The organism is Occallatibacter gabretensis, from assembly GCF_001449115.1.
In the GTDB taxonomy this organism is placed as follows: Bacteria; Acidobacteriota; Terriglobia; order Terriglobales; family Acidobacteriaceae; genus Telmatobacter; species Telmatobacter gabretensis.
In genome coordinates this window covers 2,039,567-2,063,464 of record NZ_LAIJ01000009.1, presented here as the reverse complement: position 1 = coordinate 2,063,464, position 23,898 = coordinate 2,039,567, and the positions used below count along the sequence as shown (strand labels likewise).

Sequence of the window (23,898 nt, the reverse complement as noted above, 5' to 3'; positions counted from 1 at the left end):
CGCAAAGAGCGTCCTTTGTATATCTATAGCCGCCTATAATTCTTGCCTTTTATATATAGACCTTGTCCCTCAGTCCCTTGTTCCCTTAATCCCTAGTCTTTCTTCACCTTCGCATCCTTCGCCTGCTCTGTCTCTACTTTGAAACGTTGATAGCCGTACACCTTCTCCATAAAGTGCTGCCGCATGTTTTTGAGCAGCAGCACGCGGGCCTGCACCATCGCCTCGCCGCCCGTGGGCAGCCAAAGACCGTCCGCCACCGGCGCTTGATCAAAGTGAAAGGTCGTTCCCTTCTGGATATTCGCCAGCAGCCCGCCCGCTACATGAAAGTTATCCGCGAACACAACCTCCAGATGCGCCACCTGCCGGTCAGCCTCGTCAATCCAGATCGACCCCTTCAGCTTCTTCGAAGCATCCTCCACCATCCCGTGCGTCTTCGCATCCTTGCGGCCCACAAAATCAAAGACAATCGTCGGACGGCCACGATAGCTCTCGCGACGCGGCGCGCTCACATCCATAACCTCCAGCAGATGACTGATGCTTACCGTCTGCCCTTCAAGCGATTGATCGGCCGGTGTCTTCTCCGCCTTCTCTACCAGCTTGGTGATGCGTTCGGTCTCTTTTTTCTCTTCGCCTGGGCTCAGCGGCTGGCCGTCCTTCTTCACCGCGCGTTCAATGGCATGACCATTCACAAAGAAATCTTCATTCTCCGTCGATTCGGTCTTGGTGACCTTGCCATTGGCGTCCAGGTCCTGCGTGGTCTGCAGCGAAGTATAGGTATAGCTCTCGCGCACCTTGTCCAGCTGCTTCTGATGCTCGACCACCTCGCGCATCAACTGGTGCACATCCGGCAACGGCGCGCTCGCCTGCGCAGCAAGTAAACAGGTGGTCAAAACAAATCCAGCGAAAGCAGCGGTAAATCGTCTCATCGGCATCCAGGCATTCACCAAAGGCTGCTCTCAGAATAGACGCTTGCCATCCGCTGAGATTCGGTTAACATAGCTTCGCAAGGAGAGTGCATGTAATGTTGAGACTACTGATTCACTGGCTGCTGAGCGCCATAGCCCTTATCGTCACCGCGGAGCTGGTTCCCGGCTTTGAAGTCCGCAATTTAACCGCTGCGCTCATAGCCGCGCTCGTCATTGGGTTACTCAACGCCACCCTCGGGCTCGTGCTGAAGATCATTACCTTTCCCATCAGCATCCTCACCCTGGGCCTGTTCCTGCTCGTCATCAACGCCCTGATGATCCTCGCCGCATCCAGCATCGTGCGCGGTTTCCATGTCACGGGACTGCTGCCGGCCTTCATCGGCGCTATCATTCTTGCGCTTCTGGGAATGCTTATCCGCGCCATCCTGAAAGAAGCATAGCCAACAATTGGAACCGTACGGGCTTTTTAAAGCCCGTACGCCGCTGACCCGATCAGCGAGGGGACTTCAGCTCCTGCGGAGCGTTTATCCCTTGTCCCTTGTCTCTTGTCCCTGGGTCCTTAGATCCTTGTTTTTTCAGCACTGGCCCGTTTAGCGTATCCGGTGTACGCATCGCGCCCGCATTTGAGAACCCGCCCGCTGGCCGCACATGCACCGGCGTCGCAACCGCGCTTCCACCCGATGCAGGCGCGCTCGCGGAAATCCACCACGCACCGCCCACCACCACACCGACAATTGCCGCAGCCGCCGCTCCACGCAGCCAATCGAAACCTTGCCGCGCAGCTACCGGCCATTCCAGCACTCGTGCGCCCCTGGGCGAAGCCCCCGTACGCAACCCATCCCGCACCCGCTCCACCAGCTTCTCCGGCGCAGGAAGGCTCGCAATCAGCCGTAACGTTGCATCTGCCTCACCTTGAAAACCAGCCTGCAGCTTTTTCCGATCCAAATTATTCATCGTCCACTCCTTGGCCGCTCCAGCAGCTCCGCCATCAGGTTTCGCGCTCGAAATAGCCGCGACCGCACGCTCGACTCCGTAATCCCCAGAACCGTCGCAATCTCCACACTCGAAAGCTCTTCAAATGCTGACAAAACCAGCACCTCGCGCTCCTTGCCCGGCAGAGTCTCCACCAGTGCAAGCACATGACCGTGATGCTGCGCCGCAGCCGCGCGCTCCTCCGCGGTCAGCCCGCTCGCAGGCAGCACCCGCTCCAGCTCTGCCACATCATCCGTCTCAGGGCGCGTCTTGACCCGGCGCTTCTTGTCCAGCACAATGTTCCATACAATCCGGATCAGCCACACGCGATGATCACGCACCTCGCTCAGCGTGTCCCGGTGACGCAGCACCCGCAGAAACGCCTCCTGCACCGCATCCTCGGCATCCTCGGCATTCCGCAGCACGGAGTACGCAACACGGTAAAGCGTGGAGGCATACTGCCCCACCATGGCGGCAAGCGCCTGTTCGCTCAAAATCTCTTTCGAGCCCTGTTCGTTCGTCTCGTCGCCCACGGCGCTCCCGGTCGTTCCTGCCCATGTTGGCAGAAATGCTGGTCCCATTGTCAGGCCGGCGCTGCTCATAAACACTTGACGCAACAGTCCGCATACCTGCTCATCGCATGCCTGAAAACGCGAAAAGGACTGCCCTCAGGCAGCCCCTCCGATTCTAGCTTGTCTTTGCTTTGAAAGGGCATGGCTTTAGCCCTGCCACAATCGCCGGAAATAGAGCGGGGCTTTAGCCCCCGAGGGATGTTTTTCCTAGTCCCTATTCTCTAGTCCCTGTCTTACTGCCCCGCCAGCTTCTGTCCAGCCAGCGAACCCGCCATGCCATCCTTGTCGCCGTCCTTGATCTTCGCCCACAACGCGCGCGCCTGATCCTTCTTGCCCTCGGCCACATATAGATCCGCCAACGCCAGTTGCGCCACCGGAGCCGTCACCGTCGCAGAAGGCTTGCTGACCAGCTCGTTGTACAGGTCAATCGCCTGGCTATCGCGGCCCGTCTGATGATAAAGCCCCGCCAGCGCCAGCTTGGCCAGGTTTGCCGTGTTCTTGTCCCACGCCCCTGCGGCGGTCTTCAGCTCTGTCTCCGCCGAACCAGTCTGACTCAGCTCCTGAAACGTAATCCCGGCAAAGTAATGCGCCTTCGCTGCCACCGGCAGGTAGCCATACTGCTTGGCCACATCGGCAAACTTCTGGTTCGCAGCCTTTGACCGCTCAGCTGCGGTGTTATAAAACCCGGTCTGCGCAGGCACGCCCGGCGTATTCAGCGGGGCCGAATAGGCATCCATCGCAGCGCCCAGAGCATTCTCCGCAGCGTTCGACTGCACAGTCCAGAAAATCACCGCGCCAACCACTACCACCAGCACCACAACAGCGGCAATCACCCAGCGCACAACGCTGGAGCGATGCTCGCCAATCCAGCTCACGCCACTGGCGGTAGCCTGGGCAAACTTATCTTGTTTCAGCGCATGACGGGTCTGTGTGTCCACGGTCGGTTTCTGTCTTTTCCTTACTCTGGATTCGGTGCAGGCGGGTCCAACAACGTAGAAAGGCACTGCCAATGCAACCTGTTTAGTCTATCAGCGCGATAGAATGAGCGTCCACCCACCCCATATAGCCGGCAACCACTAAGCCGCCGCACTCCCAAACTCCTTCACAATCACTTCGTTCCTATAGTTGAAAATCTGCTCCACCTGCCGCCGCACAAACAGCCATCGTGCGAACTGCCCCAGCGGCCCAAAGGGCAGCTCATAACCCACGCGGTCCGTCATCTGCGTGCCGCCTTCCGCATCTTCAAAATCATGCCTGTGCCGCCACATCCGGTACGGCCCTTTCAACTGCACATCCGCAAAATACGAGCCATCCACGAACTCCTCGATTCGCGTCCTCCATCTCATCTGCAGGCCATGCAGCGTCAGTTCATAATCGATCAACGTCCCCGCCTGCATCGCAATCGGCCCTGGCGTAAGGATGTGAAACTTCAGAAACGGCGGCGTAATCCGTTCCAGGTTGTGCGCCTCTGAAAAAAACGCAAACACTTCTCTTTTCGATCTTGGAATGAATGTCACTCTCTCCAGCCGATAAATCATCAATTTCGCCTCAAAAGCTTGGATGTCCTTTATCGAAAAGAAATCAACCTCAGAGAATCAGTTTCCTGTTTTTTCGCCCCTCGTCTTTAGTTGCGCTAAGCCACCCGGAGCGATACGCTTAACTCATGTACGAAGACTTCCACGTTTCTGACCGCTGGACGAGCGAAGACCTGCACTGCCGCTGGAAGGCTAACATCGTCGCCATCGCCACGCGCCACGCCGACGCCATAGACATCCGTTTCGACGTCAACGATCGCCCCATGTGGATCGCCATGCCCGCCATCGCCTGGGTCGAGCAGAAGAAGCGCACCGGCAAAGTCATCACCGATCAGCTCGCCGCGCAGATCGCCGGACGCTACCTTAAGCAAATCATCGGCGAGGGCTACGACTCCCGCCGCGAGATCTACACCATGACCGTTGAAGAAGTCCTCTCACACCTCGACGCCGTAGTCGACGAAGCCAAATCCGAAGGCAACATCCCGCAACTCCCCGTCGGCATCAACGCATAACAGCCCTCATCTCTCGCTGCAAGGAAACCCGCAGATTCCCCGCACGCATCGTTGACAGTCGCTAAGCCGGTTCTGCCGCGACAAAGACGGCCTTATACTCGCTTTTCTTCTTTTCCCGCCAGTGCGTTACAAATCAACTCCAACAACGCATCGGGATGGATCGGCTTGGCAACGATATGAAAATCGTGGCCTCGCTTCTTGGCCTCTTTCAGAATCATTTCTGTTTGAGTATGTCCGGAAAAGAGCGTAATCCTGGTCTTCGGATAGCGGCTCTGCAAGCGGAAAGCGAGTTCCAGACCATCCATTCCTGGAAGAATTACATCTAGCAACGCAAAGTCAGGAATCCAGCCTGCGTCTTCCTGATCCAGGAATTTCTCTGCCGAAAAAAATGTATGACATTCGTATCCGGCAATGGCAAATATCTTCTGAAGAGTTTCTGCGATCGTCTCTTCGTCCTCCACCACCAGAATCTTGGCAGCACCTGCTTCACTCGCCATTGGAACACCTGTTTTCCCAAGCTCATCTAGGACAGAACGGAAACGCAATTGGGAAGGAGAGAACCTCGAAGGCGATATTTCCAAACAGCACAAATGCAATCGATGAGGTTAAATCACATCCGCTAATTCCATCTCGTCACAAATTATGAAACCTCTAGCTACGACCTTTTCGATGCTGGTAGCATTACTCATGTTGCTATAAGTTATTGATTTCATTAGTGAAATTGCACCAATGAAAATCCGGCGACAGACAGGACGACATGGCCAAGCAGGAAAAATCGCAGTGGTCGCAAGAGGTCCGGTCGCTCCTCGGTAAGCTGGATCTGTCGCAGAAGCGCCTGGCCGCACTTGTAGGCGTATCCCCTCCGACCGTGACTCGCTGGCTTAACGGAACCCACGAACCCACTGCGGCTTCTTATATGGCGATGGGAAACCTGCTCGGACTTCCCGGCGGAGCCTACTTTTGGGAAAGAGCCGGGCTCGATCCAGCCAATCTCTCAGGAAACAAACTCAACGCCACACTCTCATCGCTTAAGGTCAGCCTCAAGGACTTCAGGATCTTCCTCGCGGGAAAGAGAAGCAGGGAAATCCTCAATCAACCGCATGAGATGGTCCTCGTACCGCTGTTCAACATTAAAGCCTATGGCGACGAGTATCCTCCTGGACCTCACATAACCATCGCAAAAGCCGAGATCGTTGATCTCTTCATCGCTCCTGCAAGCTGGTGCCCGCACCCGGAACATGCTCTCTGCATGAAGCTCTCCGGCCATTCCATGATGCCGCTCATTCCGGATGATTCCATCATCTGCGTGGATACCGCAATAACAGATCGCGAACAGCTGAACCGCAAGATCGCCGTCTTCTCTCACCGCGACCACGGTTTCAAGGTAGCGCGCCTACGTCGTGTCTCCGCCGCGGACATTATGGTCTCCGCAAACTATCACTGCTTGCCCGTCGACGTGACCGATTCATCCGCATGGAAAGCGGTCGGCGAGGTCGTGTGGTGGCTGTCGAAAGATTCTGCAAGCGGATAAGTTTTCTCAATCCCGTTCTTCATTTTCATCCCACCCGATACCCGGTAGCCGATCCTTCCACGTTTATGGAAGGATGGGATCACCAACCCGAACTCCGTTTTCTGCCCTGTGGAAATCTTTTGTCAAGCCCTTTTCCATAAAATATTTTCTAACCCGCTCATTCTAAAGACAAAAAAACTTGGCTCAATTTGCGTAGAATTATCCCCGTTTCTGCGATACTTGAAATATCCCGAAAAAGTCACACGTTTTTCGTCCGGCCTCGCGGTCGGCAAGGAGCTATTTCTATGACCACTGGAGTCTCTTTCAAAGCCATCAAGCGGCCAACTTCCAACGAGGCCGTTCAGTTCTGCCTCGAAATATGGAAGGAGGCCTACGACAAGGCCATCTCCCGAGGCACACAGGAGTACTTCGCCAGCAAAGCTGCTCATGATGCCTATCGCGATGCCATGCCTGATCTGACTGGACTTGCCGAGGTTCAGGACTTCATAGCGTGCGTCGGTCGCGGCATCCTCGTCCGAGCCATTGATCAGGATGAAGCCGCAAAACTGCTCGCCGCCGCCCGCATCGCCAGCCAATGCTTTTCAGCAGCAGAAAAGGCCGTACTGAGAGCCGAAACCAGCCTGCAATCAAGCAGCGCGACTTGAAAAAAATTTCTGCGAACTTCAGTAACCATCGCGTACAAGTAAAAGAATATAGACAACTTATTTAAATGTAAGTTGTTACATTGATTTTTCCATTTTCTCACTTTGCCCCATTTTTAGTGCAACAACAAGGCCGCAATCCTCCGCAACCTTGCCCCTATGTCAGTTCGTAGGTCCCTAAGTCCCTTAGTCCCTCTGTACCTTTTCCCCTGCCTCACTCATGCCTTAATGCCTCCATCGGCTCCACGCCTGCCGCACGCCCCGCCGGAATCCAGCTCGCCATCACCGCCACTCCCAGCATTACCGTCACAGCGCAACCCAGCGTCACCGGATCATACGGCGCAATCCCGAACAGCATCGACTTCACCAGTCGCACCAGCCCCAGCGCTCCCGCAACGCCCGCCACCAGACCCGTCGCCGTGATCCACGTGCTCTCGCCAAGAATCATTCCGCGAATCTGCCCTCGCTCCGCACCCAGCGCCAGCCGAATCCCAATCTCATTCGTCCGCTGTGACACCGTGTACGCCATAATCCCGTAAATCCCCACGGAAGCCAGTATCAGCGCCATCAAGCCAAACCCTGTTGTCAACGTCGCCAGCGTTCGCTCCATCTGCATCGTCGCGTCAATCTGCTCCCGCTCAGTACGAATGTCGATCATCGGCAGATCCGGATCAAGCCCCTGCACAATCCTCTGTATCGAAGGCGCCAGCGCAGCAGCAGACGTATGCGTGCGAATCTGGTACGTCATTCCGCCCACCTCCTTCTGCTGCACATACGGCAGATAAAACACCGGCGGCGGTTCATCCTTCAGCTGCGCATACCGCGTATCCGCGCAAATACCCACCACCTGAATCCACTCGCCCTTCGGTGGATCATCCGTGCGAAAGCGCTTGCCGATTGGATTGCCATTCGGGAACCGCTTCTTCGACAGCGCCTGATTGATCACCGCCACCTTCACGGAGCTGCTCGTATCTTGCGGACCAAATGCCCGTCCCGTAATCATCGGAATTCGCATTGTATGGAAGTAATCATTGCCCACCGCATTCAGGAATTCCGGCGGGTTCTTGCCATCTGCTGGCTTATCTTCGGTTACAAAGTCCGAATTCATCATATTGCCGGATGCAAGCGGCATCCACGCCGGCGACACGGACTCTGCGCCAGGCACAGCCGCGATCTTCTGCTCCAGTTGTTTATGCAACAGCACGTCTCTGCCATCCGCGTACTTCTTCGCCGGCGGCTGAACATCAAACATCAGCACATGATTCGGATCGAATCCAAGGTCCACCGAATTGAGTTGCAGCACCGTTCTCAGAAACACGCCCGCGCCAATCACCAGCACAGTAGAAAGCGCAATCTGCAGCGCCACAATCCCCTTGCCACTCCATGCCTTGCGACGCCGCGTAGCCTGGTGCCCGCTCTCCTTAAGCTGGCTGCTCACTTCATTCCGCGCCGCCAGCCACGCCGGCAGCAGCCCGAAGATTGTAGCCGTAGCAAACGTCACCAGCAGCGTAAATCCAAATGCGAGCCAGTCGAACGGAATCTGCGCCGTGTCCGTCTCCCACGGATTCTCCATTAGCCGCGGCAGCAGGTTGCGTCCAGCAATGCTCAACATCAGTCCGCCAACACCGCCCAACCCTGCCAGCAGCAGGCTCTCCGTAAACAGCTGCCGCACAATCCTTCCCCGCCGCGCGCCCATCGCCATGCGCACGTTGATTTCGCGCTGCCTCTGTGCGCCACGCGCCAAAAGCAGATTCGCTACATTCACACACGCCAGCAGCAGCAGCAGCACCGTAAACCCAAACAGCACATAAATCGGCTTCTCAATCTCTTCATCCATCATGTGAAGACCGCGGCTTCCATCCGCCAACACAAGTTTCGGCAGCGTCTCCCCATCCTTCAACTTCACCGTCCCGCGCAGAGCCGACTCGTACTTCGCCCCCAGCGTTGCCTGCGCAGCATCATCCTTAATCCCGGGTTTGGTTCGCGCCGCAATATTCACCCATAACATATTCGGATCTGTCATCACTGGCTGCTTGCCCCAGTTTTTGGGATCGATCACGGGCAGCATGGTGATCGGCACAAACAGATCCGGCGAGTCCATCGCTCCTTTAATGCCCGTAAACCCGCGTGGATTTACGCCCACAATCGTCATCAGTTGCTGATTCACCCGCACAATCTGTCCAAGCACAGCCGGCGAGCGCCCATACTTCCGGGTCCAGAGCCCATCGCTGATCACTACGACCGTCCCCGCGCCCTCCTTCACATCGTCAGCGGGCTCAAGCGGCCGGCCCAGTTGCACGCGCACCTGCATCTGCTCGTAGAAATTTCCCGATACCAGGACCACATCGGCCCGCTGTGCATCCCCATGCACCGTAGCATTCATACTGTCTCCCTTGAACGCTACCAGGTCTCCAATCTCATGATTCTCAGCCTTCAACTGCTGATACATGGGATAGGAAAAGATCGGCGCTATTGTTCCTCCCTCCGGCGCCGGAGACCACTCGCCCCACATGCCGAAACCCGGCGTGTGCTTACCGCCAAGCCAGTTCAAATTCCGCAGTTCCTCCGGGTGCGGAACCGTCACGCGCCCAAACAGCAGTTGTCGTCCCACAGCAAAGATCGTCGAATTCGCCCCAATCGCCAGCGCCAGCGATCCCGCCGCAATCAACGTGAACCCAGGACTCTTCCGCAGCAGCCGTAGCGCATAACGTAGGTCGCTCGCCAACTCATCAAACCACTTCAATCCCAGCGAAGTCCGCATCTCTTCCTTATGCATCAACATCGGTCCCAGCTCCACGCGTGCCTGCCGCGCCGCGTCATCTCTCGTCATGCCCGCCCGCATCAGGTCCTCTGTGCGATGAGCCACATGTTCCGCAAGCTCCGTCTCCATCTCCGCCTCAAGCCTGCCCCGCTGCGTCATCGCCCGCATCCACGACTTCAGTTCCGAAATCATCCACCCCACCTCGCAATCGTCCGTTCGTCCTTCGTCACTCGTCCTTCGTCGCTACTCGTGCCGCAACGCTTCCATAGGCTCCACGCTCGCTGCCCGCAGCGCCGGAACCCAACTTGCAGCAAGCGCCACTGCTACAAGTAGCAGCGCTGCAACGCCCAGCGTCACCGGGTCCCACGGCTTCAGCCCATACAGCATGGAAGCAATCAGCCGCCCCATCGCCAGCGCCGCGCCCAATCCCGCAGCCACGCCAATCAGCGCCATCCACCACGCCTCTCGCAGCACCATCCGCTGCACACGGCCTGGCTGTGCTCCCAGCGCCATGCGGATACCAATCTCATTCGTGCGCCGCGAGATTGAATAAGCCATGATCCCGTAGATCCCGATGCAAGCCAGGATCAGCGCCAGCACACCAAAGCCGCTGGTAAGCGAGGCAAAGATGCGCTGTTGCTTGGTCGTGTCATCAATCTGTTCCTGCTGTGTGCGCACGTCAAGCAGTGGAACGTCCTTATCCACCGACGCAACGGCACTGCGCAGTGCGGGCACAATCGCCGCGGGCTTCATACGGGTGGAAATTTCGTAGGTCATGCTCTGCTTGCCGCTCAACTGTTGCCGGTAAGGCAAATAGAAAGTGGCCGGAGGATCTGCGTGCAAGTTGCTGTACTTGGCGTCGCCTGCAATGCCCACAATCGTGATGTGCTGCTTGTCTTGTGTGAAAGTTCTACCAACGGGATTGATGTTGGATGGAAAAAATTCCTTCACAAGTGTCTGATTGACGATAGCCACCAGCGGCGAGGTCTCTGTATCCGTCGCGTTGAAGGCGCGTCCCGCAAGGATGCGGATGCCCATCGTCGAGAAGAAATCCTGCCCCACAGACATCACATTGGCCGACTGGTCCTCCTCGTTCGGCTTCTTCGGCAATCCATCCGGCGTAAAGTCCGTGTCGGAGTTGCTGTTGGCAATCAGCGTCATGTCTGAGAGCGTGACCGCGCTCACGCCGGGAACCGAGCGGAGCCGTTCTTCCACGCGGTGATAAAAAGCAAGATCTTTCGGCTCGGAATAGCGAGTGCGCGGCGGCTGAAGATTGAAGAGCAGAATCCCATCCGGACGAAAACCGAGATGACTGCCATTAAGGTTCATCAGCGTGCGCACAAAGAGGCCCGCGCCCACAAGCAACAGCATCGATAGCGCTACCTGCACCACCACAAGCGTCTTCCCTGTCACGTTGCGACTGCGCTGCGTCACCGATTGTGCATTGTCCTTGAGTCCGCTCGAAACCTGCGTGCGCGACGCATGCCATGCTGGCGCAAGTCCAAACAGAAGGCCGGTCAGGATCGAGATGGCTGCGGTAAAACCGAAAATCTTCCAGTCAAATTCAATATCGGATGTGAAGGCATGCCAGGATGAAGACAAAAGATGCGGAATCATATTGCGGCCGCAGTAACCAAGCCCAAGCCCCGCAAGGCCTCCAGCACAGGAAAGCAGCAAACTCTCCGTAAGCATCTGCCGCAGAATCCGCGAACGCCCCGCGCCCATGGCAAGACGTACGCTCATCTCCCGCTGCCTGCTGCTCGCGCGTGCAAGCAGCAAATTAGCAAGATTGGCGCACGCCAGCAGCAGAACAAAGCCGGCAAGAGCCATAAGCACGTACGCAGGCTTTGAGAATAAAACGCTCGCGTAGTTTTCGCCCCGGCTGCCATCCTGCAATATCAGGCTGGGAACCGTCTCGTCTTTACCAATGGTCGCAGTGGAGCGCACCGCGGCATTCAACACCACATCCAGCGCAGCACGCGCCTGCTCGTCCGAAACACCCGGCTTCACGCGCCCCATCACTGGCACCCACCAAAGATCAGGGTCCGTAAGCAGCGGCTTCTTCGACCAGACAGGCGTGGCAATAGAAGCCATGCTGAATGGGATAATCACGTCCGGAGCTTCCTGCGTGCTCGATGCCCCGGTAAATCCTCGCGGGTTCACTCCAATAATCGTGATCGGCGTAAGGTTCAGCTGAATCGTCTTACCCACAACGCCAGGCGAGCGCCCAAAGCGCCGCGTCCAGAATTCGTCACTGATCACCGCAACCGGGCCGCTACCCGAAGCGCCATCATCGGAATCCAGAATCGGCCTTCCAAGCACAGGCTGCACACCCAGCGTCCGGTAGAAGTTTCCTGAAACCATCTGCGCTGACACCGCTTCAGACTGCGCATCAATCGTAGCCGTGAGACGCGGAAACTCCTTGAAGGCAAATACGTCATCGAAGACCCGATTTTGCCGCCGCAACTGCTGATAAACCGGATACGTGAACGACGTGGAAAGGCGTTTCCCGTCCGGCGTTCGGGTCGACATTCCCCACGAGCTATGCACAGCGCTTTTCTTTGGGGATATCCATGCAAAAAGACGCAGCTCTTCAGGCTTATAAGCCGTCAGCCTGTCGAGCAGAATATGTTTCGTGACGCCAAAGATGACCGTATTCGCGCCGATGCCCAACGCCAGCGAGATCACGGCAATCGCCGTCAGGCCGGGCGTCCTGGCAAAGCTCCGTAGCGCATACCGAATATCCGCATACAAGTCATCCCACATACGCGTCCCCCATGCAGCACGCATCGTCTCCGTCTGCGCCGGTATTCCGCCCAACTCAATACGCGCTCGCCGCAGCGCATCCTCGCGCAAAACCCCGCCCCGCATCAGGTCCTCCGCGCGCTGCTCAATATGAAAGGAGAGCTCCTCTGTCATCTCGCGGTGAAACTCCTCCGGCCGCGTAAGAGCTTTCCACAGTGTGGCAATACGGCTGCGCAGGCTCATATCTCCTCCGAGGTCACGCGAAGAATCGTCCCGATAAGATTCGACATCCGGTTCCACTTCTCCGTCTCCGTCTGCAGGCGCTGACGTCCAGCCGCGGTCAGCTTGTAGTACTTCGCCTTGCGATTGTTCTCGCTTTCGCCCCACTCGCTCGCAATCGCGCCCTGGTGCTCCAGCCGGTACAGCGCCGGATACAGCGACCCCTGCTGAATCACCAGCTCCTCGCCCGAAATCTGCTGAATCCGCAGCAGCACCCCGTACCCATGCAGCGGCCCCAGGGAAACGGCCTTCAAAATCAGCAGGTCCAGCGTCCCCTGCAGCACGTCGTTCTGCTTTTCCTGCTTCGGCTGCGCCATTCTTCTCCCCTTGACAATCTAGGAGAGAAGAATACAAAAACTCTCCTAGATCGTCAAGGGGAATGACGAGGCTACGCTTTCAACTTGTGGGCTCTCGCGTCCGTCTATAGGAGTATTCGGGCCCATTGCTCATGTTGACCCCGCACCGTGGATTATTTCGTCCGGCTCGGCTCCGGCTTGCAGGACTTGTGTACCTGATCGCGCTCCTCAATTCTGCGCGCGGCCAGGATACATCGACTTCCATGGTTCCACGGACCACGTCGGAGCATGTTGCCGGTTCTGCGTGGTGGCCGACCAAAGGCACAGCCCCTCGCAGCGCATATGCCGGTTCTGCCGCTTGCGCTGCCTGCCATCGCGAGATTGCCCAGTTGCAAGCGCAGACCCCGATGTTCAAAGCGGCTAGCCGCGCGGAAGATGCAGCTGTCTTACGAGAGCACCCAAATCTGGATTTCAGCGAAGGCGATTTTCGTTATGCGTTGACCCGGCAGAATGATCGGGTAACGCTGGGGATAGAAAATAAGGCACACGTTCTCTCAGCGCCCGTGCTCTGGGCAATGGGAAACAATCAAATCGGGCAGACCTACCTGCTGAAAAAAGACGATACGTATTACGAAAGCCGGTTGAGCTATTTTCCCGCGCTATCGACTCTCGACATTACTCCCGGACATTCCCATAAGCTTCCGGCAACGCTGCTGCAGGCCGTAGGCGATCCACAGCAACCGGAAACCGCTCAGCGATGCTTCGGGTGCCACACCACGGCTTCTACCGTCTCCGGATCCTTTAACGCGGACAACTCGACACCCGGAATTGGCTGCGAGGCCTGCCATGGGCCAAGTGCTGCTCATGTGCTGGCGGCGAGACAGGGCAAAGGCCACGCGGCTATCCCGTTCAATCCTGCGACGCTATCGCCTCGCGATTCCGTCGATTTTTGCGGCGCATGCCATCGCACTTCTGCAGACGTAGCGGTAGATATGCCGGAGAACCTCGGTATCATTGGCATCCGCTTCTCCGCATATCGCCTGCAGCGCAGCCGCTGCTGGGGAGCCTCCGGTGATGCGCGCATCACCTGCATGGCCTGTCACGATCCTCACAAGCCCCTGGTAACGGATACCGCCAGTTATGACAGCAAGTGTCTGCAATGTCACGCCACGACAGGGCATCGGGCTACGGCGAAGCAGGCTCCGGCTTGCACGGTTGCCGCCAGGGACTGCGCCTCCTGCCACATGCCTCGCTATGAGCTGAAAATTGCGCACACAACGATGACGGATCACTTCATTCGCGTAGTACAACCGGGAGAGGAATACCGCAGATAGGTTCGCTTCCCGCTGCATCCGCGGCTAATCCTTGAATGAGTAGCCATGGCTCTTGAGGAACGGGCCGATCTCAGCCCAATCTCCCTGCCCGTCATGAGGGTCTCCAGTACGCGCGACGCTGAATATTGAGCCCGCTGGAAACTGCAGCAGCTTCTGTTCAAGAGCTTTCAAATTCATGCGTTTGTACTGATTCACCGAATAACGAAACTGCTCACTGGGCATGAGATAGTCGATTCGCGCATCACTTGGAGGCACCGGATCATTGGCACGGCCGTAAATGTAGTAATTGCCGGGTGCGGTCCCTGGGCTTATCTCGCTGCCGCAGCTGAACGCGCAGGCAAGCTCTTTCGTCTTCTTATCTCCAATCAACTTTGAAATGCTAACCACATCTTCCAGCGAAAGCGTCCAGCCCCGCGCATTAACGTACGCTGCTAGCAGTTTCGAATCCAGATTGTAAAGTTGCCAGTCATCCTGCTCGCTGTTCTGGCCTTCCATGCGGAGCTGTGTTCCGCTCTGCATGCTGTTCTGGCTCTCCATGCGGAGTTGCGCTCCGCTCTCTTCATACTTCTTGTGCCAGCGGGAGAGCTGCTCCCACACCTCCGGCTTCATGGCTGGGCTTCCATATCTCTCCAGGTAGCCCACCGCATCGGCAGCCAGCGGCGTTCCATTTTCAACTTGCCTAGCGGCCAAAGTGTCGAGCACCGGACTTGCCTGCAAGAAGAGTCCAAAGCTCGGGAAGAATTCTCCCCGCGGACAATAGGGCGGCCGCACCTTGGAAAGCACCTGCTGTACCCTGGGCGTGGCCTCCTCCGGCGAAACCTTGAGCAGATAAGCCAGAACAGGGATCTGGACATTGCAGGGCCACTCGGTCAGATGCTGATCAATAAACGGAAGGGCGGTGGACAGTGTGGCCCTCGTTGTATAGCGCTCCAGCAAGGTCGCCGCTCGTATCAGGTCTTTAGGCGCACTGAGCGCCACAAAGTTCGCGGCGATCTGCTGCTCCTGCGCCGGAAGCGATTCGTCGGTCAATCTCAGATACAACGAAGAAAAGCGCGGTGCCGGCCGAACGATTTCCTGCCGTATGAAAGCCTCTGCGGCGGGGCGATCGAGTTCACTCCATCTCAGCAGCGCGTGGCCATTGCCCGCTTCAGCCTTGCTGCGGACAACGGGCAGCATCAGCGGAGATCGCAGGTGATCCCAGTCGGTATCGAGCAGCGCCGCCTGGCTTTGCTCCGGCAGATGATCGAAATTTGCCGCCGCCGTTGCAATGATTTCAGTCGAATAAGGATCGCGCTGATCGTAAGCCGAACCCACTGCCACCCAGTAACCGTTCATCGGGTTCCGAAGTACGGTGTCGAGCGACGGAATCATCGCCTCGGGCGTCTTCTTCGGCAGCGACGCAAACAGCGTCTCCCGCACCTCATTCACAACCTTGACCGGCACGCCTGAAATCTCGCCATTCTTCTCCGTACGTGAGCCGAGGAGCCTGGCATACGCCGCAAAGAAGACTGGACGTACACCTGTATTCGGGTCGACCAGCAGACGGCCCATCTCCGCTTCTTCCACGTCGCTATGCGAATTGTTCCGCAGGCAATGCGCAACATCGATTCCCTTGCCCAGGAGCCCCGCCAGTGCTACCGCTGCCTCCGGCGTGCCTAGATTGCATAGCGCGTCTCTTTCCTCCTGATGCTTCAAATACTCCGGCGATGGGGGCGCACTATAAGCCGGTAGAGGCGCGGTCCACGCAACCACCCCTTGCGCAACAACCCTACGTTTCCACTCCTCTTCCGCGGGAACGATCTCTAAGACCATCTCCACGGTTTTACTCACCGAATTGTGCTTCACCGCGGAATTCTCTGAATTCTCGATCTTGTTGGTGTCATCGTCCAGCCCCACCGTCAATGACAACCGCACGGTATATTTTCCTGGAGCGTCGAATCGGAATTTGTCGGTCAGCGTATACGAGTACTTCTTCGGCTCCGCCGTCAGATCCGAGCTTTGGACCTCCTCGATGGGTCCGCTCATTGCGCCGCAGCCATGCCAGCCTATATCTGCCCGTCCAGTCTCGGGAATCACATCGAGCGACCAGCGCGTAAAGAACCGGCACCGTGGATACCCAAAGCAGCTCTCCCGGAACAGGGTGCACGGCTCAAGATAACGGTTGGGCGTGCTGCTGGAAATCAGAACCTCTAGCGGAATTATTTCGCCCAGCTGGAATCGGTTCGATCCAGTGGAAGTGCGCAGCTCAACCTTCAAGTCCGCAGGTTCCTGCCCCGGCGAGCCTTGCGCAAACAGTGCAGAGCTATAGAAGGCAGTCCATAGAAGGAGTGAGGCAGGCCCGGTTCGGATCATTCAATCTCCTCGTACACCAAGCGCACAAAAGCTACAGGTCAAGTGGCCCCATCGAAAATTAAATCATTCGATTCCTGATGGCTTAGACACCTAAATTAGAAAATCGTGCCCTGGCAACATGTCGTTCCTTCAGACTTCCACAATTTCGAATCTCCCTTGATAACCTCCTACTCATCCGCTCGGTTCCTCAGGATCCCCACGGGCGTTCGTTGCTGATCTCGCTGATTCTCCTGTTTCGGCGGCCTCACTCTCTCTTCTTGGCAATCCGGGGAAGAAGAACACCAAGTCTCTCTTCAATCGTCAAAGAGAGATTCCAGAGGACTGAGTCGTAACTGATCCGTCGCTACTTTTTCCTTAAGTGCGCAAGTTGCACTTCCAGACCGCCCTGAAAACTGCGCCCCGGCATCGGCACGCCCGCAATCTCCTGGTAGCCTGTATTGCTGAGATTTGCAACGCGCAAATAAGGATGCAGCCATCCCTTCTCGCGAACTGTCTCGACATCCCACACCGGATACGGCGTCTCCTCATAGCGCTGCGCCACCGCCACGCGCGTGCGCACCAGGTATGCCCCCTTCAGCACATCCGCCCACTCAAAGCTCGCATTGTTTACCGGATAATTAAAGACGTATTCCGACTGCAGCCCATGCAGCGCATTCTGCGCCCCACTGATCCCCGTCCATCCTAGTTGCACCGTCTGGTTTCGCGTCGGCGTCCAGCGCAGCGAGCCTTCCACGCCCGTAAAACGCAACCCTTGCAAGTTGGTCGCCTGCCACGGATCGCTCTCATCTGCCCGCACATAATCAATCGCATCGTGCTGCCGCGAGTAGAACACCGTCACCGAAACTGCGGTCTTCGCATTCGCATACCAGTCAACGCCGCCGTCCACTGACCACGCCGACTCCGGCTTCAGGTTTGGATTCCCAATCGTCGTCGGATCGCTGTAGTAAAGATCCGTATACGTCGGCAGCCGGAACCCGTGTCCTACGGAAGCCCTCAGCTTCACATTTTGCGCCACCATCCAGCTTGCGGACAGGTTCGGGCTCCAAACCATCTGCGCGCCGCCGCTCAGAATCTCCCCACGCAGCCCAGCCGAAAAATTACACCTCTGCGCCGGACGTATCTCCGCGCTTATGTAACCCGCACCCTCATTTCGCGCATGACGTCCAAGATTGTTGCTATCGATGGCATCGCCATTCGCCTCCAGCCCGTAAAACAACATGCCGCCATGCGCAATCGCATCCTTGCGCCGCAGCACCGCCTGCCAACTCGAATCGATGTGGTTGTTCTCGTAGTACGCAGGATCATCGCGCAGCAGGACATATTCGTCCGTATGCCGCCGGTATCCAAAAGCTGCCTCGGTATTGCCGCCCAGCTCCTGCCGTACCGTGGCCAGCCATCCCTTCGTGCGCTCCCAAGAATCGTACGGCCCATAAAACTGATTCGCGCCAAACGAGCGATCGCTCCCGGCAAGCAAAACATCCGTAGCGCCAGGCGCGCTCTTCAAACGCGGCTCAAAGCTCGCCGACTCATTCCTATAATCGCGGTCCGCAATAAAGCCGGTGGAAAAATTCCTTGTGCCCGTCAGCATCCCATCCCATCGCCTCCCAACCGCGCCGATCAGGGCCGACTGCTCGTTCTCCCCAAAGCTGCCCATGCCGGCGCGGAAGCGTGCGCTCGTCGCCTGCGGCTCAGCCGTCAGAAAATCCACCACACCGCCCAGCGCGTCCGAGCCATACAGCGTAGAACCCGCCCCATGCAGCACCTGAATCCCGCGCATCGCCTCCACTGGCACCGGCAAATCCAGGTTGTGATGCGAGGTCTGCGCGTCATCGATCCGCAGCCCATTCATCAACACCAGCGTCTGCTCAAACGAAGAACCGCGCATCGAAATATCCGCCTGCCCGCCGCCCGCGCCGCGTTGCTCAATATAAATCGAAGGATCCATCCGCAGATAATCCGCCGGAGCCTCAAATGCCAGCGGGTGTTGCTGCGCATCGATCACCACCACAGACCGCGGCGACTCACCCCGCGTCACCGGCTCAGGCTCACCCACGACGATGACTGTTTCTTTCACCGATGGTGTTGCAGAAGGAACAGTCTGTGAAGCTGCTGGCGGGTTTTGCTGTGCAACTGAATAAACTGCCCCGCAGGATATTACAAAAATAAAGAAAATATATTTCATGCCTATCCAGTGTCTCGTATCTCCTCTGCCGGCATGCCGGCGATACAAACATTGAATGGCGCAAATGCAAAAAGCTAAAAAGGCGTATGAGGCGAAGACCTGCCTTCCCGAATCTCACAATTTCGAATCTCCTTTGATAACCTCATAACATCTGCTCGGTTCATCCGGAGCCTCACATGCGTTCGTTGCTGATCTCGCTGATTCTCGCATCTCTGGGGCTTTCGATAGTGCCCGCACCAGCGCGGTCTGAGTCACAAATGCCCACGCGGATCCAACGCGCAGCAGAGTTCTATCACAATCATGATGGCTTTATGGGAGTAGTAGCTGTTCAACGTGACCACCACCTCATCTACGAATCGGGGTATGGCTATGCGAATGTCGCATCCAAAACGCCATTCACGCAGCAGACCCGCTTTCCCATCGGCTCTCTCTCAAAGCAATTCACGGCTGCCGCCATCCTGCTGCTTCAAGATGACGGCAAACTGAAGACGAACGATCCACTCCGTCTTTATTATCAAAACGCCTCAGCCGCATGGAGCACCATCACGCTTCGCAATCTTCTCACCCAGACCTCCGGAATCCCGGACTTCGACTTCGGCCGGATTCACCGCGACTCGCCGAATCAACCGGAAGAGTTATTGAAAGATATTTTGAATAAACCGCTCGGATTTCAGCCCGGGACAAAATTCGAGTACACCAACACCAACTACATGCTCCTCAGCGCCGTTGTGGAACGCGTGAGCGGCAAGCCCTTTTGCCAATTCCTTCACGATCGTATCTTTCGCCCCCTCCAGCTCGAGCAAACCGGCTGCGCATGGAACCCGCGCGTCGCCCACAGCGCGCAGGGCCATCATCCATCGCCCCAAGGTCCGGTCGCCTTTGAAGACAATGACCTCGCCGGTCTCGCCGGCGCCGGCAGCCTTTATTCCTCAGCAGACGACCTGATCCGCTGGACCGAAGCTCTCCACGGAGGAAGTCTGCTCTCGGAAGCCTCCCTTACCGAGATGACTACACCCTTTCTCGACGGCTACGGTTACGGTCTCAGCATCGACGGAGAAGGTGCGCAGCTGGACATCAGTCACAACGGCACGGTCGAAGGATTTTTCTCGTGCCTCGATTACCTGCCCGCAACCCATACAACGGTCGTCGTACTTTCCAATCAGGTCGCGGAAGGAAACCAATCATCTCCGGGGACACTCGCGCTCGATACGGAACTGGTTCAGTTGGCAATCGACGAAAACATGCTCCTGCCGTCAGAAGGCAAGGAAGTGCAGATCGCGGAGAAAGTTCTTCGCGGTTATACCGGTCGTTATCTCTCCGTCAACCCGGACAACCCCATATACATCACGCTCACCTTCCGCGACGGCAAGCTCTTCATCCAGAACGACACCGGCCCCGCACTTCCGCTCCGCGCCGAATCCGCAAAGCGGTTCTATCTATCAAACCAGGAAACAGAAATCGTCTTCGACGCACACATCCCGGGCCAATTCGGATTTCTAAATTACTCCCCAATCTCAGGAACCGTCTTCAACCGAATCCCCGAAGCAAAGAAGCCGGATGCGACGAACGGCAATGCGGCCCCGAAATGACTCGCTGCAAAGATAATTCCTCCGCTAGTTCACGGTAATTTTGAAATAGTCCTGTGCAGTAACCGTGCCCGTGGCAGCGTCCGCTGCCTTGAAGGTGACTGTATATGTGTCTGCCGTAGTGCCGGGAACACTTGTTCCACCGCCGCCGCCACCGCTGCCGCCACCGGACGAACCGCCTCCTCCGCAAGCGTTGACACCAGAGAGCACCAGCAGCAGTGTGATTACGGCCAGCAGGTAGCACTGCCGGATGCGACGTACAGGCAGAGCCAGCAACGCCAGGAACGTAAGAGCAACCGTGCCTGCCGCAATGGGATTGCCGGAACCATTGCGTCTAAGCATGCTGGTGGAGGCTGCTGTCGTATTGATCGTGAGAGTGGATTCAACGGCCTGGGTGTTCGTGATATTCACCTGAGTCGGATTGAAACTGCAGGTGGGAATATACTGATCGCTGCTGCTGGTTCCCGTCACAGTGCAGGTGAGGTTGACGTTGCCGGTGAATCCTCCGCCCGGGCCTACATCGACGGTGGTGGTAGCGCTGCCTCCGGCCGAGATAATGCCCGAAGTCAGGCTGTAGAACGCCAGCCCAAGTGTGTAGCCGGAGGCGTTGTAGCAGCCTGCCTGGCAGTTCACGGTGATCGCCGGAGAGTTCCCGGAAGGCAGAAAATTGCTGTCACCGCCATAAGACACAACAATACTGTTGTTTCCTGCCACAAACTGCGTGGAATCGGGATTGATAGCGGTGCTGACGCAATAAGTTGTTGCTCCTTGGCACGAGAAGCCGATCGAAGCCGAGGTGGTGCCAGGAACCGTATTGTTGGTTGTATCGGTGAAGGTAATGGTCCCCGTGGGAGCCAATGAGGCGTTGGCGGGCGTTGTTGTGGTGAGTTGCGCCCCAAGTACCAGCTGCTGCCCATTGATGACGGTAGATGTATTCGTCGTGGCTATTGCACTAGTAGTTCCCTGTGCCACCTGGAAGCTGACAACATCTGAAGTGCTCGCGTTATAACTCAGATCACCGGAGTAAGCAGCAGTGACAGAGTGAAATCCCGCCGGCATGAAATTCAGATTGACTTCGGCAACGCCGGAAGAATCGAAAGGAACGTTACGGTAACCGGACCCTGCCAAGGGCCCACTTGCGGCTGAATCAGTAAAGGTAACGCTACCGGTGGCATTGCTGATGGGATTGGAACTACTTTCTTGTGAGATGCCGATCGGTAGCGCGTTCAAGGAGATCAGGGTACCGAGTGGCATAGTCGTTCCAGTGGCATTCGTCAGCTGGCCATTTGTGTTCTGGGAGTAGACGGAGAAATTCAGAACGCTGTTCTCGGGCTAACCGTAACTTGAACAGGTTGAGAGACGCTTCCTGAATGGCTTCCATCACCGCCATAGTTGGCGGTGACGTTGTAGCTGCCGCCGGGGAACTGGCCGTAGCTGCCGGAAGCCGTTCCTCCGCTGAGGGTGAGTGAGGTGGGAGAAACGCCGCCTGTTGCCGCTGCCTGCGAAGCGTAATTCGTCTCAATGGCCACACTGCCGGTTCCTGATGGCGTGACCGCAACGGAAATACCGACCGGAGTGCCATGGGTAAATGTAGTCTGGCCCAGCGAAAGACTGGTGCTGGTCGCGGTGAGTGAGTCATCGCCCCAGGCCTGGATAAGCTTGCTCACATCCACACTGCCAAGCCCGGTCGCGAGATTGTAGCCCGATCCGGCGTTATAGCCAGTCATGAAATCATTGCTGCCGCAATCAGGACTTCCAGACTTGCAGACGACGGAGTTATTGCCTGTGGTGATCTGATGAAACGCACCAGGCGCCGCTGCTGCCAGATCATAGAGAATCCAGTTAGCCTGGCCAAGGCGCGTGGAAGCTCCCACCTTTTGATTGATGAGCGCAAGCATTCCGGCAAATGCTGGAGCCGCAGCCGAAGTTCCGCCTACGCCATGAATGCTTGAACCGGCCCCCTCTGCGCAATCGCTGTTTTCGCATAACGCCCACAGGGCTCCATAGTGGCCAGCGCCGGAAAACAAGGAGACATCTGGCAGATCGCGCACAGTGTCAGTATCGCTCGGCGAAAACTGCTGCTGCCAGGCGGGTTTGGCATAGCCAGTGCTGCCGTTGCTCGCGCGGCTTGCTCCCCCGGATCCCACCCAGATGCTCGTGCTTCCATTGCTGAGAAGCGCCACATTTGAGGCAAGCGTGCTATTTACGCTGGTGGAGTCATTCCAGGAGTTTTCCGGAATGTAGCTAAGAGCCGTCGTGTAAGGAGCCATGCTGGAACTCCCCACATAGGTTGAAAATTTACCACTGAGAACATCGAAATCCGTTCCACCCACTGCGATGTTGTATGGCGTGGATGCAAGTCCGTTCACGCCAAATCCACCTGTGGCAGCGGTAGCGGTGTTCTGGTTATCACAACCAGCCGAGCCATTGTCTCCGCTGGATACCGTCACGGTAATCCCCTGCGCGGCGGCTTGTTCCCAGGCGTTCAGCACCTGCTGATTGCCGGCTGCTCCGAGTTCCTGCTCGCAGGCGCTATAACTGACATTAAGAATGTTGACATTGTTATCGTCAATGGCCCGATAGATCGCCAAGAAAAGGCCAGACTGGAAAGCTGTATCGCCGGCCGCGTAATAAATGACGCTCGCATTAGGCGCCAGGCTGCCGGACACTTCCGTATCCAGCAGCGCCTCGGTCTCGTCGGCGTTCGGATCAAAGTCGCTTGGATCGCCGTCATAGACGGTAGTGGAGCTGGCAAAGGACGGAAGACCGAAGAAGTTGCGGTAAAAAAGAAATTGCCGCCATCGTTTATCGGGGTGGTTCCGGCAATGCCGATCGTAACGCCGGTCCCGTCATAGACGGTTTGTCCCGTGGCAAAGTGCGAATTAAATGAGTTTGGAGTGTCGTAGAGAGTTGCGGCGTCCCCGGGACCAACTAGGAACACCGTGCCCGAACTACTGGTCGCCGTGAGCTGCGGAAAAAAACGGTGCCGAGCGGGATCCCACTTAGCCGCCGGTCCCTTCACGACATTGGGCCGCGGCTTGAAATCGTTCAGGCTGGCAACGCCGCCGATCAGCACAGCCAGGGATGCCGGAATCCGCGGCTCTGAAACATTGGCCCAGTGTGAGGCGCCGCCAATCACAAACTTGTGAATCATCGTATGGAAGGCCTGTTGCGCCTGATCCACACTTCCGGAAAATTCAATTGCCGTGCGTCCTGTGTGGACGCGATTTACGGCGAGCCCGTAGCTCTGAAGCCATCCCCTACGCGGCATAGACCGGCGTCGTCCACGCCGAAACGCTGGCCGAATTGTTCCGGTGTAACAAACTTATGAAAACTTGATGAGCGCGGGTTCTGTACGTCGCTTAGAAGCTGCTGAAGCTCCTGCTCCTGTTGCGAAGTGCGCTTCAGGATCAGCATCAGCCGTCCGGTGTGCATCGCGCCACTGGACGGACCTCGATCGTACTGCGGCAGCGCCAGCGGATGCACATTGCCGCTGAGTGTGATGAGTGGTTTTTTGCTTGCAATCGACGCTTGAGCGGCGCCAACTCCGGTAGAAGGACATGCCTGTGAATGCGCAGGCAACGGGAAAACAACCAGAAAAAACACTACGATCCAAGGTAAACAGGTACAAAAACGCCGCACGGCACTTTCTCCCGCATCAACGCATCCTGAAG

Annotated in this window: 21 protein-coding genes; 6 read left to right on the top strand and 15 right to left on the bottom strand. The window is 57.0% G+C overall.

The window, feature by feature from the left end; genetic code table 11:
• Nucleotides 1–92 precede the first annotated feature (92 nt).
• Complete coding sequence (locus VO84_RS14955) at nucleotides 93–926, bottom strand: hypothetical protein (RefSeq protein WP_157439904.1); 834 nt, start codon at nucleotides 924–926, stop codon at nucleotides 93–95.
• 95 nt (nucleotides 927–1,021) lie between these two features.
• Here VO84_RS14955 and VO84_RS14950 point away from each other — a divergent pair, with 95 nt between their 5' ends.
• Entirely contained in the window at nucleotides 1,022–1,366 is a 345-nt protein-coding gene (locus VO84_RS14950) for a phage holin family protein (RefSeq protein ID WP_197414041.1), read from the top strand.
• A 52-nt stretch (nucleotides 1,367–1,418) separates the two neighbouring features.
• On the opposite strand, the gene VO84_RS14945 is transcribed toward VO84_RS14950, so the two are convergent.
• The 4 genes from VO84_RS14945 to VO84_RS14930 all read right to left on the bottom strand — a co-directional run bounded on the left by VO84_RS14945 (nucleotide 1,419) and on the right by VO84_RS14930 (nucleotide 4,008).
• On the bottom strand, nucleotides 1,419–1,880 hold the full coding sequence (locus tag VO84_RS14945; RefSeq protein WP_058188372.1) for a hypothetical protein: 462 nt from the start codon (nucleotides 1,878–1,880) through the stop codon (nucleotides 1,419–1,421).
• Nucleotides 1,877–2,500 carry an RNA polymerase sigma factor gene (locus VO84_RS14940; RefSeq protein ID WP_231737958.1) on the bottom strand — a complete coding sequence of 208 codons (624 nt, stop codon included), beginning with the start codon at nucleotides 2,498–2,500 and terminating at the stop codon, nucleotides 1,877–1,879. The genes VO84_RS14945 and VO84_RS14940 overlap by 4 nt, the downstream gene beginning before the upstream one ends.
• Nucleotides 2,501–2,703: 203 nt before the next feature.
• On the bottom strand, nucleotides 2,704–3,408 hold the full coding sequence (locus tag VO84_RS14935; RefSeq protein WP_231737956.1) for a tetratricopeptide repeat protein: 705 nt from the start codon (nucleotides 3,406–3,408) through the stop codon (nucleotides 2,704–2,706).
• A gap of 138 nt (nucleotides 3,409–3,546) precedes the next feature.
• Entirely contained in the window at nucleotides 3,547–4,008 is a 462-nt protein-coding gene (locus tag VO84_RS14930) for an SRPBCC family protein (protein WP_058188371.1), read from the bottom strand.
• A gap of 125 nt (nucleotides 4,009–4,133) precedes the next feature.
• Between VO84_RS14930 and VO84_RS14925 the strand changes: the two genes are divergently transcribed.
• Nucleotides 4,134–4,517: a hypothetical protein gene (locus VO84_RS14925; RefSeq protein WP_058188370.1), complete on the top strand. Its 384-nt coding sequence runs from the start codon at nucleotides 4,134–4,136 to the stop codon at nucleotides 4,515–4,517.
• A 92-nt stretch (nucleotides 4,518–4,609) separates the two neighbouring features.
• Here VO84_RS14925 and VO84_RS14920 read toward each other — a convergent pair whose 3' ends face one another.
• On the bottom strand, nucleotides 4,610–5,062 hold the full coding sequence (locus VO84_RS14920) for a response regulator (protein ID WP_197414039.1): 453 nt from the start codon (nucleotides 5,060–5,062) through the stop codon (nucleotides 4,610–4,612).
• A gap of 212 nt (nucleotides 5,063–5,274) precedes the next feature.
• Between VO84_RS14920 and VO84_RS14915 the strand changes: the two genes are divergently transcribed.
• Both VO84_RS14915 and VO84_RS14910 read left to right on the top strand, forming a co-directional pair.
• Nucleotides 5,275–6,048 carry a helix-turn-helix domain-containing protein gene (locus tag VO84_RS14915; protein ID WP_058188368.1) on the top strand — a complete coding sequence of 258 codons (774 nt, stop codon included), beginning with the start codon at nucleotides 5,275–5,277 and terminating at the stop codon, nucleotides 6,046–6,048.
• 284 nt (nucleotides 6,049–6,332) lie between these two features.
• Nucleotides 6,333–6,692: a hypothetical protein gene (locus VO84_RS14910; protein WP_058188367.1), complete on the top strand. Its 360-nt coding sequence runs from the start codon at nucleotides 6,333–6,335 to the stop codon at nucleotides 6,690–6,692.
• Nucleotides 6,693–6,903: 211 nt separating this feature from the next.
• Here VO84_RS14910 and VO84_RS14905 read toward each other — a convergent pair whose 3' ends face one another.
• The 3 genes from VO84_RS14905 to VO84_RS14895 are packed head-to-tail and all read right to left on the bottom strand — an operon-like array spanning nucleotide 6,904 to nucleotide 12,791.
• The gene (locus tag VO84_RS14905) at nucleotides 6,904–9,642 is read right to left on the bottom strand and encodes an ABC transporter permease (RefSeq protein ID WP_058188366.1); all 2,739 of its coding nucleotides are present in this window, start codon (nucleotides 9,640–9,642) and stop codon (nucleotides 6,904–6,906) included.
• Between the two features lie 51 nt (nucleotides 9,643–9,693).
• Nucleotides 9,694–12,438 carry an ABC transporter permease gene (locus VO84_RS14900; protein ID WP_058188365.1) on the bottom strand — a complete coding sequence of 915 codons (2,745 nt, stop codon included), beginning with the start codon at nucleotides 12,436–12,438 and terminating at the stop codon, nucleotides 9,694–9,696.
• Nucleotides 12,435–12,791, bottom strand: a complete 357-nt coding sequence (locus tag VO84_RS14895; protein WP_058188364.1) for a PadR family transcriptional regulator — start codon at nucleotides 12,789–12,791, stop codon at nucleotides 12,435–12,437. Before VO84_RS14895 ends, VO84_RS14900 begins: the two co-directional genes overlap by 4 nt.
• 242 nt (nucleotides 12,792–13,033) lie before the next feature.
• On the opposite strand from VO84_RS14895, the gene VO84_RS14890 reads away from it, so the two are divergent.
• Complete coding sequence (locus tag VO84_RS14890; protein ID WP_197414038.1) at nucleotides 13,034–14,104, top strand: multiheme c-type cytochrome; 1,071 nt, start codon at nucleotides 13,034–13,036, stop codon at nucleotides 14,102–14,104.
• Nucleotides 14,105–14,128: 24 nt separating this feature from the next.
• Here VO84_RS14890 and VO84_RS14885 read toward each other — a convergent pair whose 3' ends face one another.
• Both VO84_RS14885 and VO84_RS14880 read right to left on the bottom strand, forming a co-directional pair.
• A complete protein-coding gene (locus VO84_RS14885) occupies nucleotides 14,129–16,456 on the bottom strand; it encodes a hypothetical protein (RefSeq protein ID WP_058188362.1) in 2,328 nt (775 codons plus the stop codon).
• A 343-nt stretch (nucleotides 16,457–16,799) separates the two neighbouring features.
• Complete coding sequence (locus VO84_RS14880; protein ID WP_231737954.1) at nucleotides 16,800–18,530, bottom strand: TonB-dependent receptor plug domain-containing protein; 1,731 nt, start codon at nucleotides 18,528–18,530, stop codon at nucleotides 16,800–16,802.
• Between the two features lie 284 nt (nucleotides 18,531–18,814).
• On the opposite strand from VO84_RS14880, the gene VO84_RS14875 reads away from it, so the two are divergent.
• Nucleotides 18,815–20,227, top strand: a complete 1,413-nt coding sequence (locus tag VO84_RS14875) for a serine hydrolase domain-containing protein (RefSeq protein ID WP_058188360.1) — start codon at nucleotides 18,815–18,817, stop codon at nucleotides 20,225–20,227.
• 24 nt (nucleotides 20,228–20,251) lie between these two features.
• Here the strand turns inward: VO84_RS14875 and VO84_RS14870 are convergent, their stop codons facing one another.
• The 4 genes from VO84_RS14870 to VO84_RS14860 are packed head-to-tail and all read right to left on the bottom strand — an operon-like array spanning nucleotide 20,252 to nucleotide 23,806.
• Entirely contained in the window at nucleotides 20,252–21,478 is a 1,227-nt protein-coding gene (locus VO84_RS14870; protein WP_058188359.1) for an Ig-like domain-containing protein, read from the bottom strand.
• 59 nt (nucleotides 21,479–21,537) lie between these two features.
• The gene (locus VO84_RS14865) at nucleotides 21,538–22,815 is read right to left on the bottom strand and encodes an Ig-like domain repeat protein (RefSeq protein WP_157439902.1); all 1,278 of its coding nucleotides are present in this window, start codon (nucleotides 22,813–22,815) and stop codon (nucleotides 21,538–21,540) included.
• A complete protein-coding gene (locus VO84_RS23355; protein ID WP_082661997.1) occupies nucleotides 22,710–23,495 on the bottom strand; it encodes a protease pro-enzyme activation domain-containing protein in 786 nt (261 codons plus the stop codon). Before VO84_RS23355 ends, VO84_RS14865 begins: the two co-directional genes overlap by 106 nt.
• Entirely contained in the window at nucleotides 23,453–23,806 is a 354-nt protein-coding gene (locus tag VO84_RS14860; RefSeq protein WP_157439901.1) for a protease pro-enzyme activation domain-containing protein, read from the bottom strand. The genes VO84_RS23355 and VO84_RS14860 overlap by 43 nt, the downstream gene beginning before the upstream one ends.
• Nucleotides 23,807–23,898: the final 92 nt, after the last annotated feature.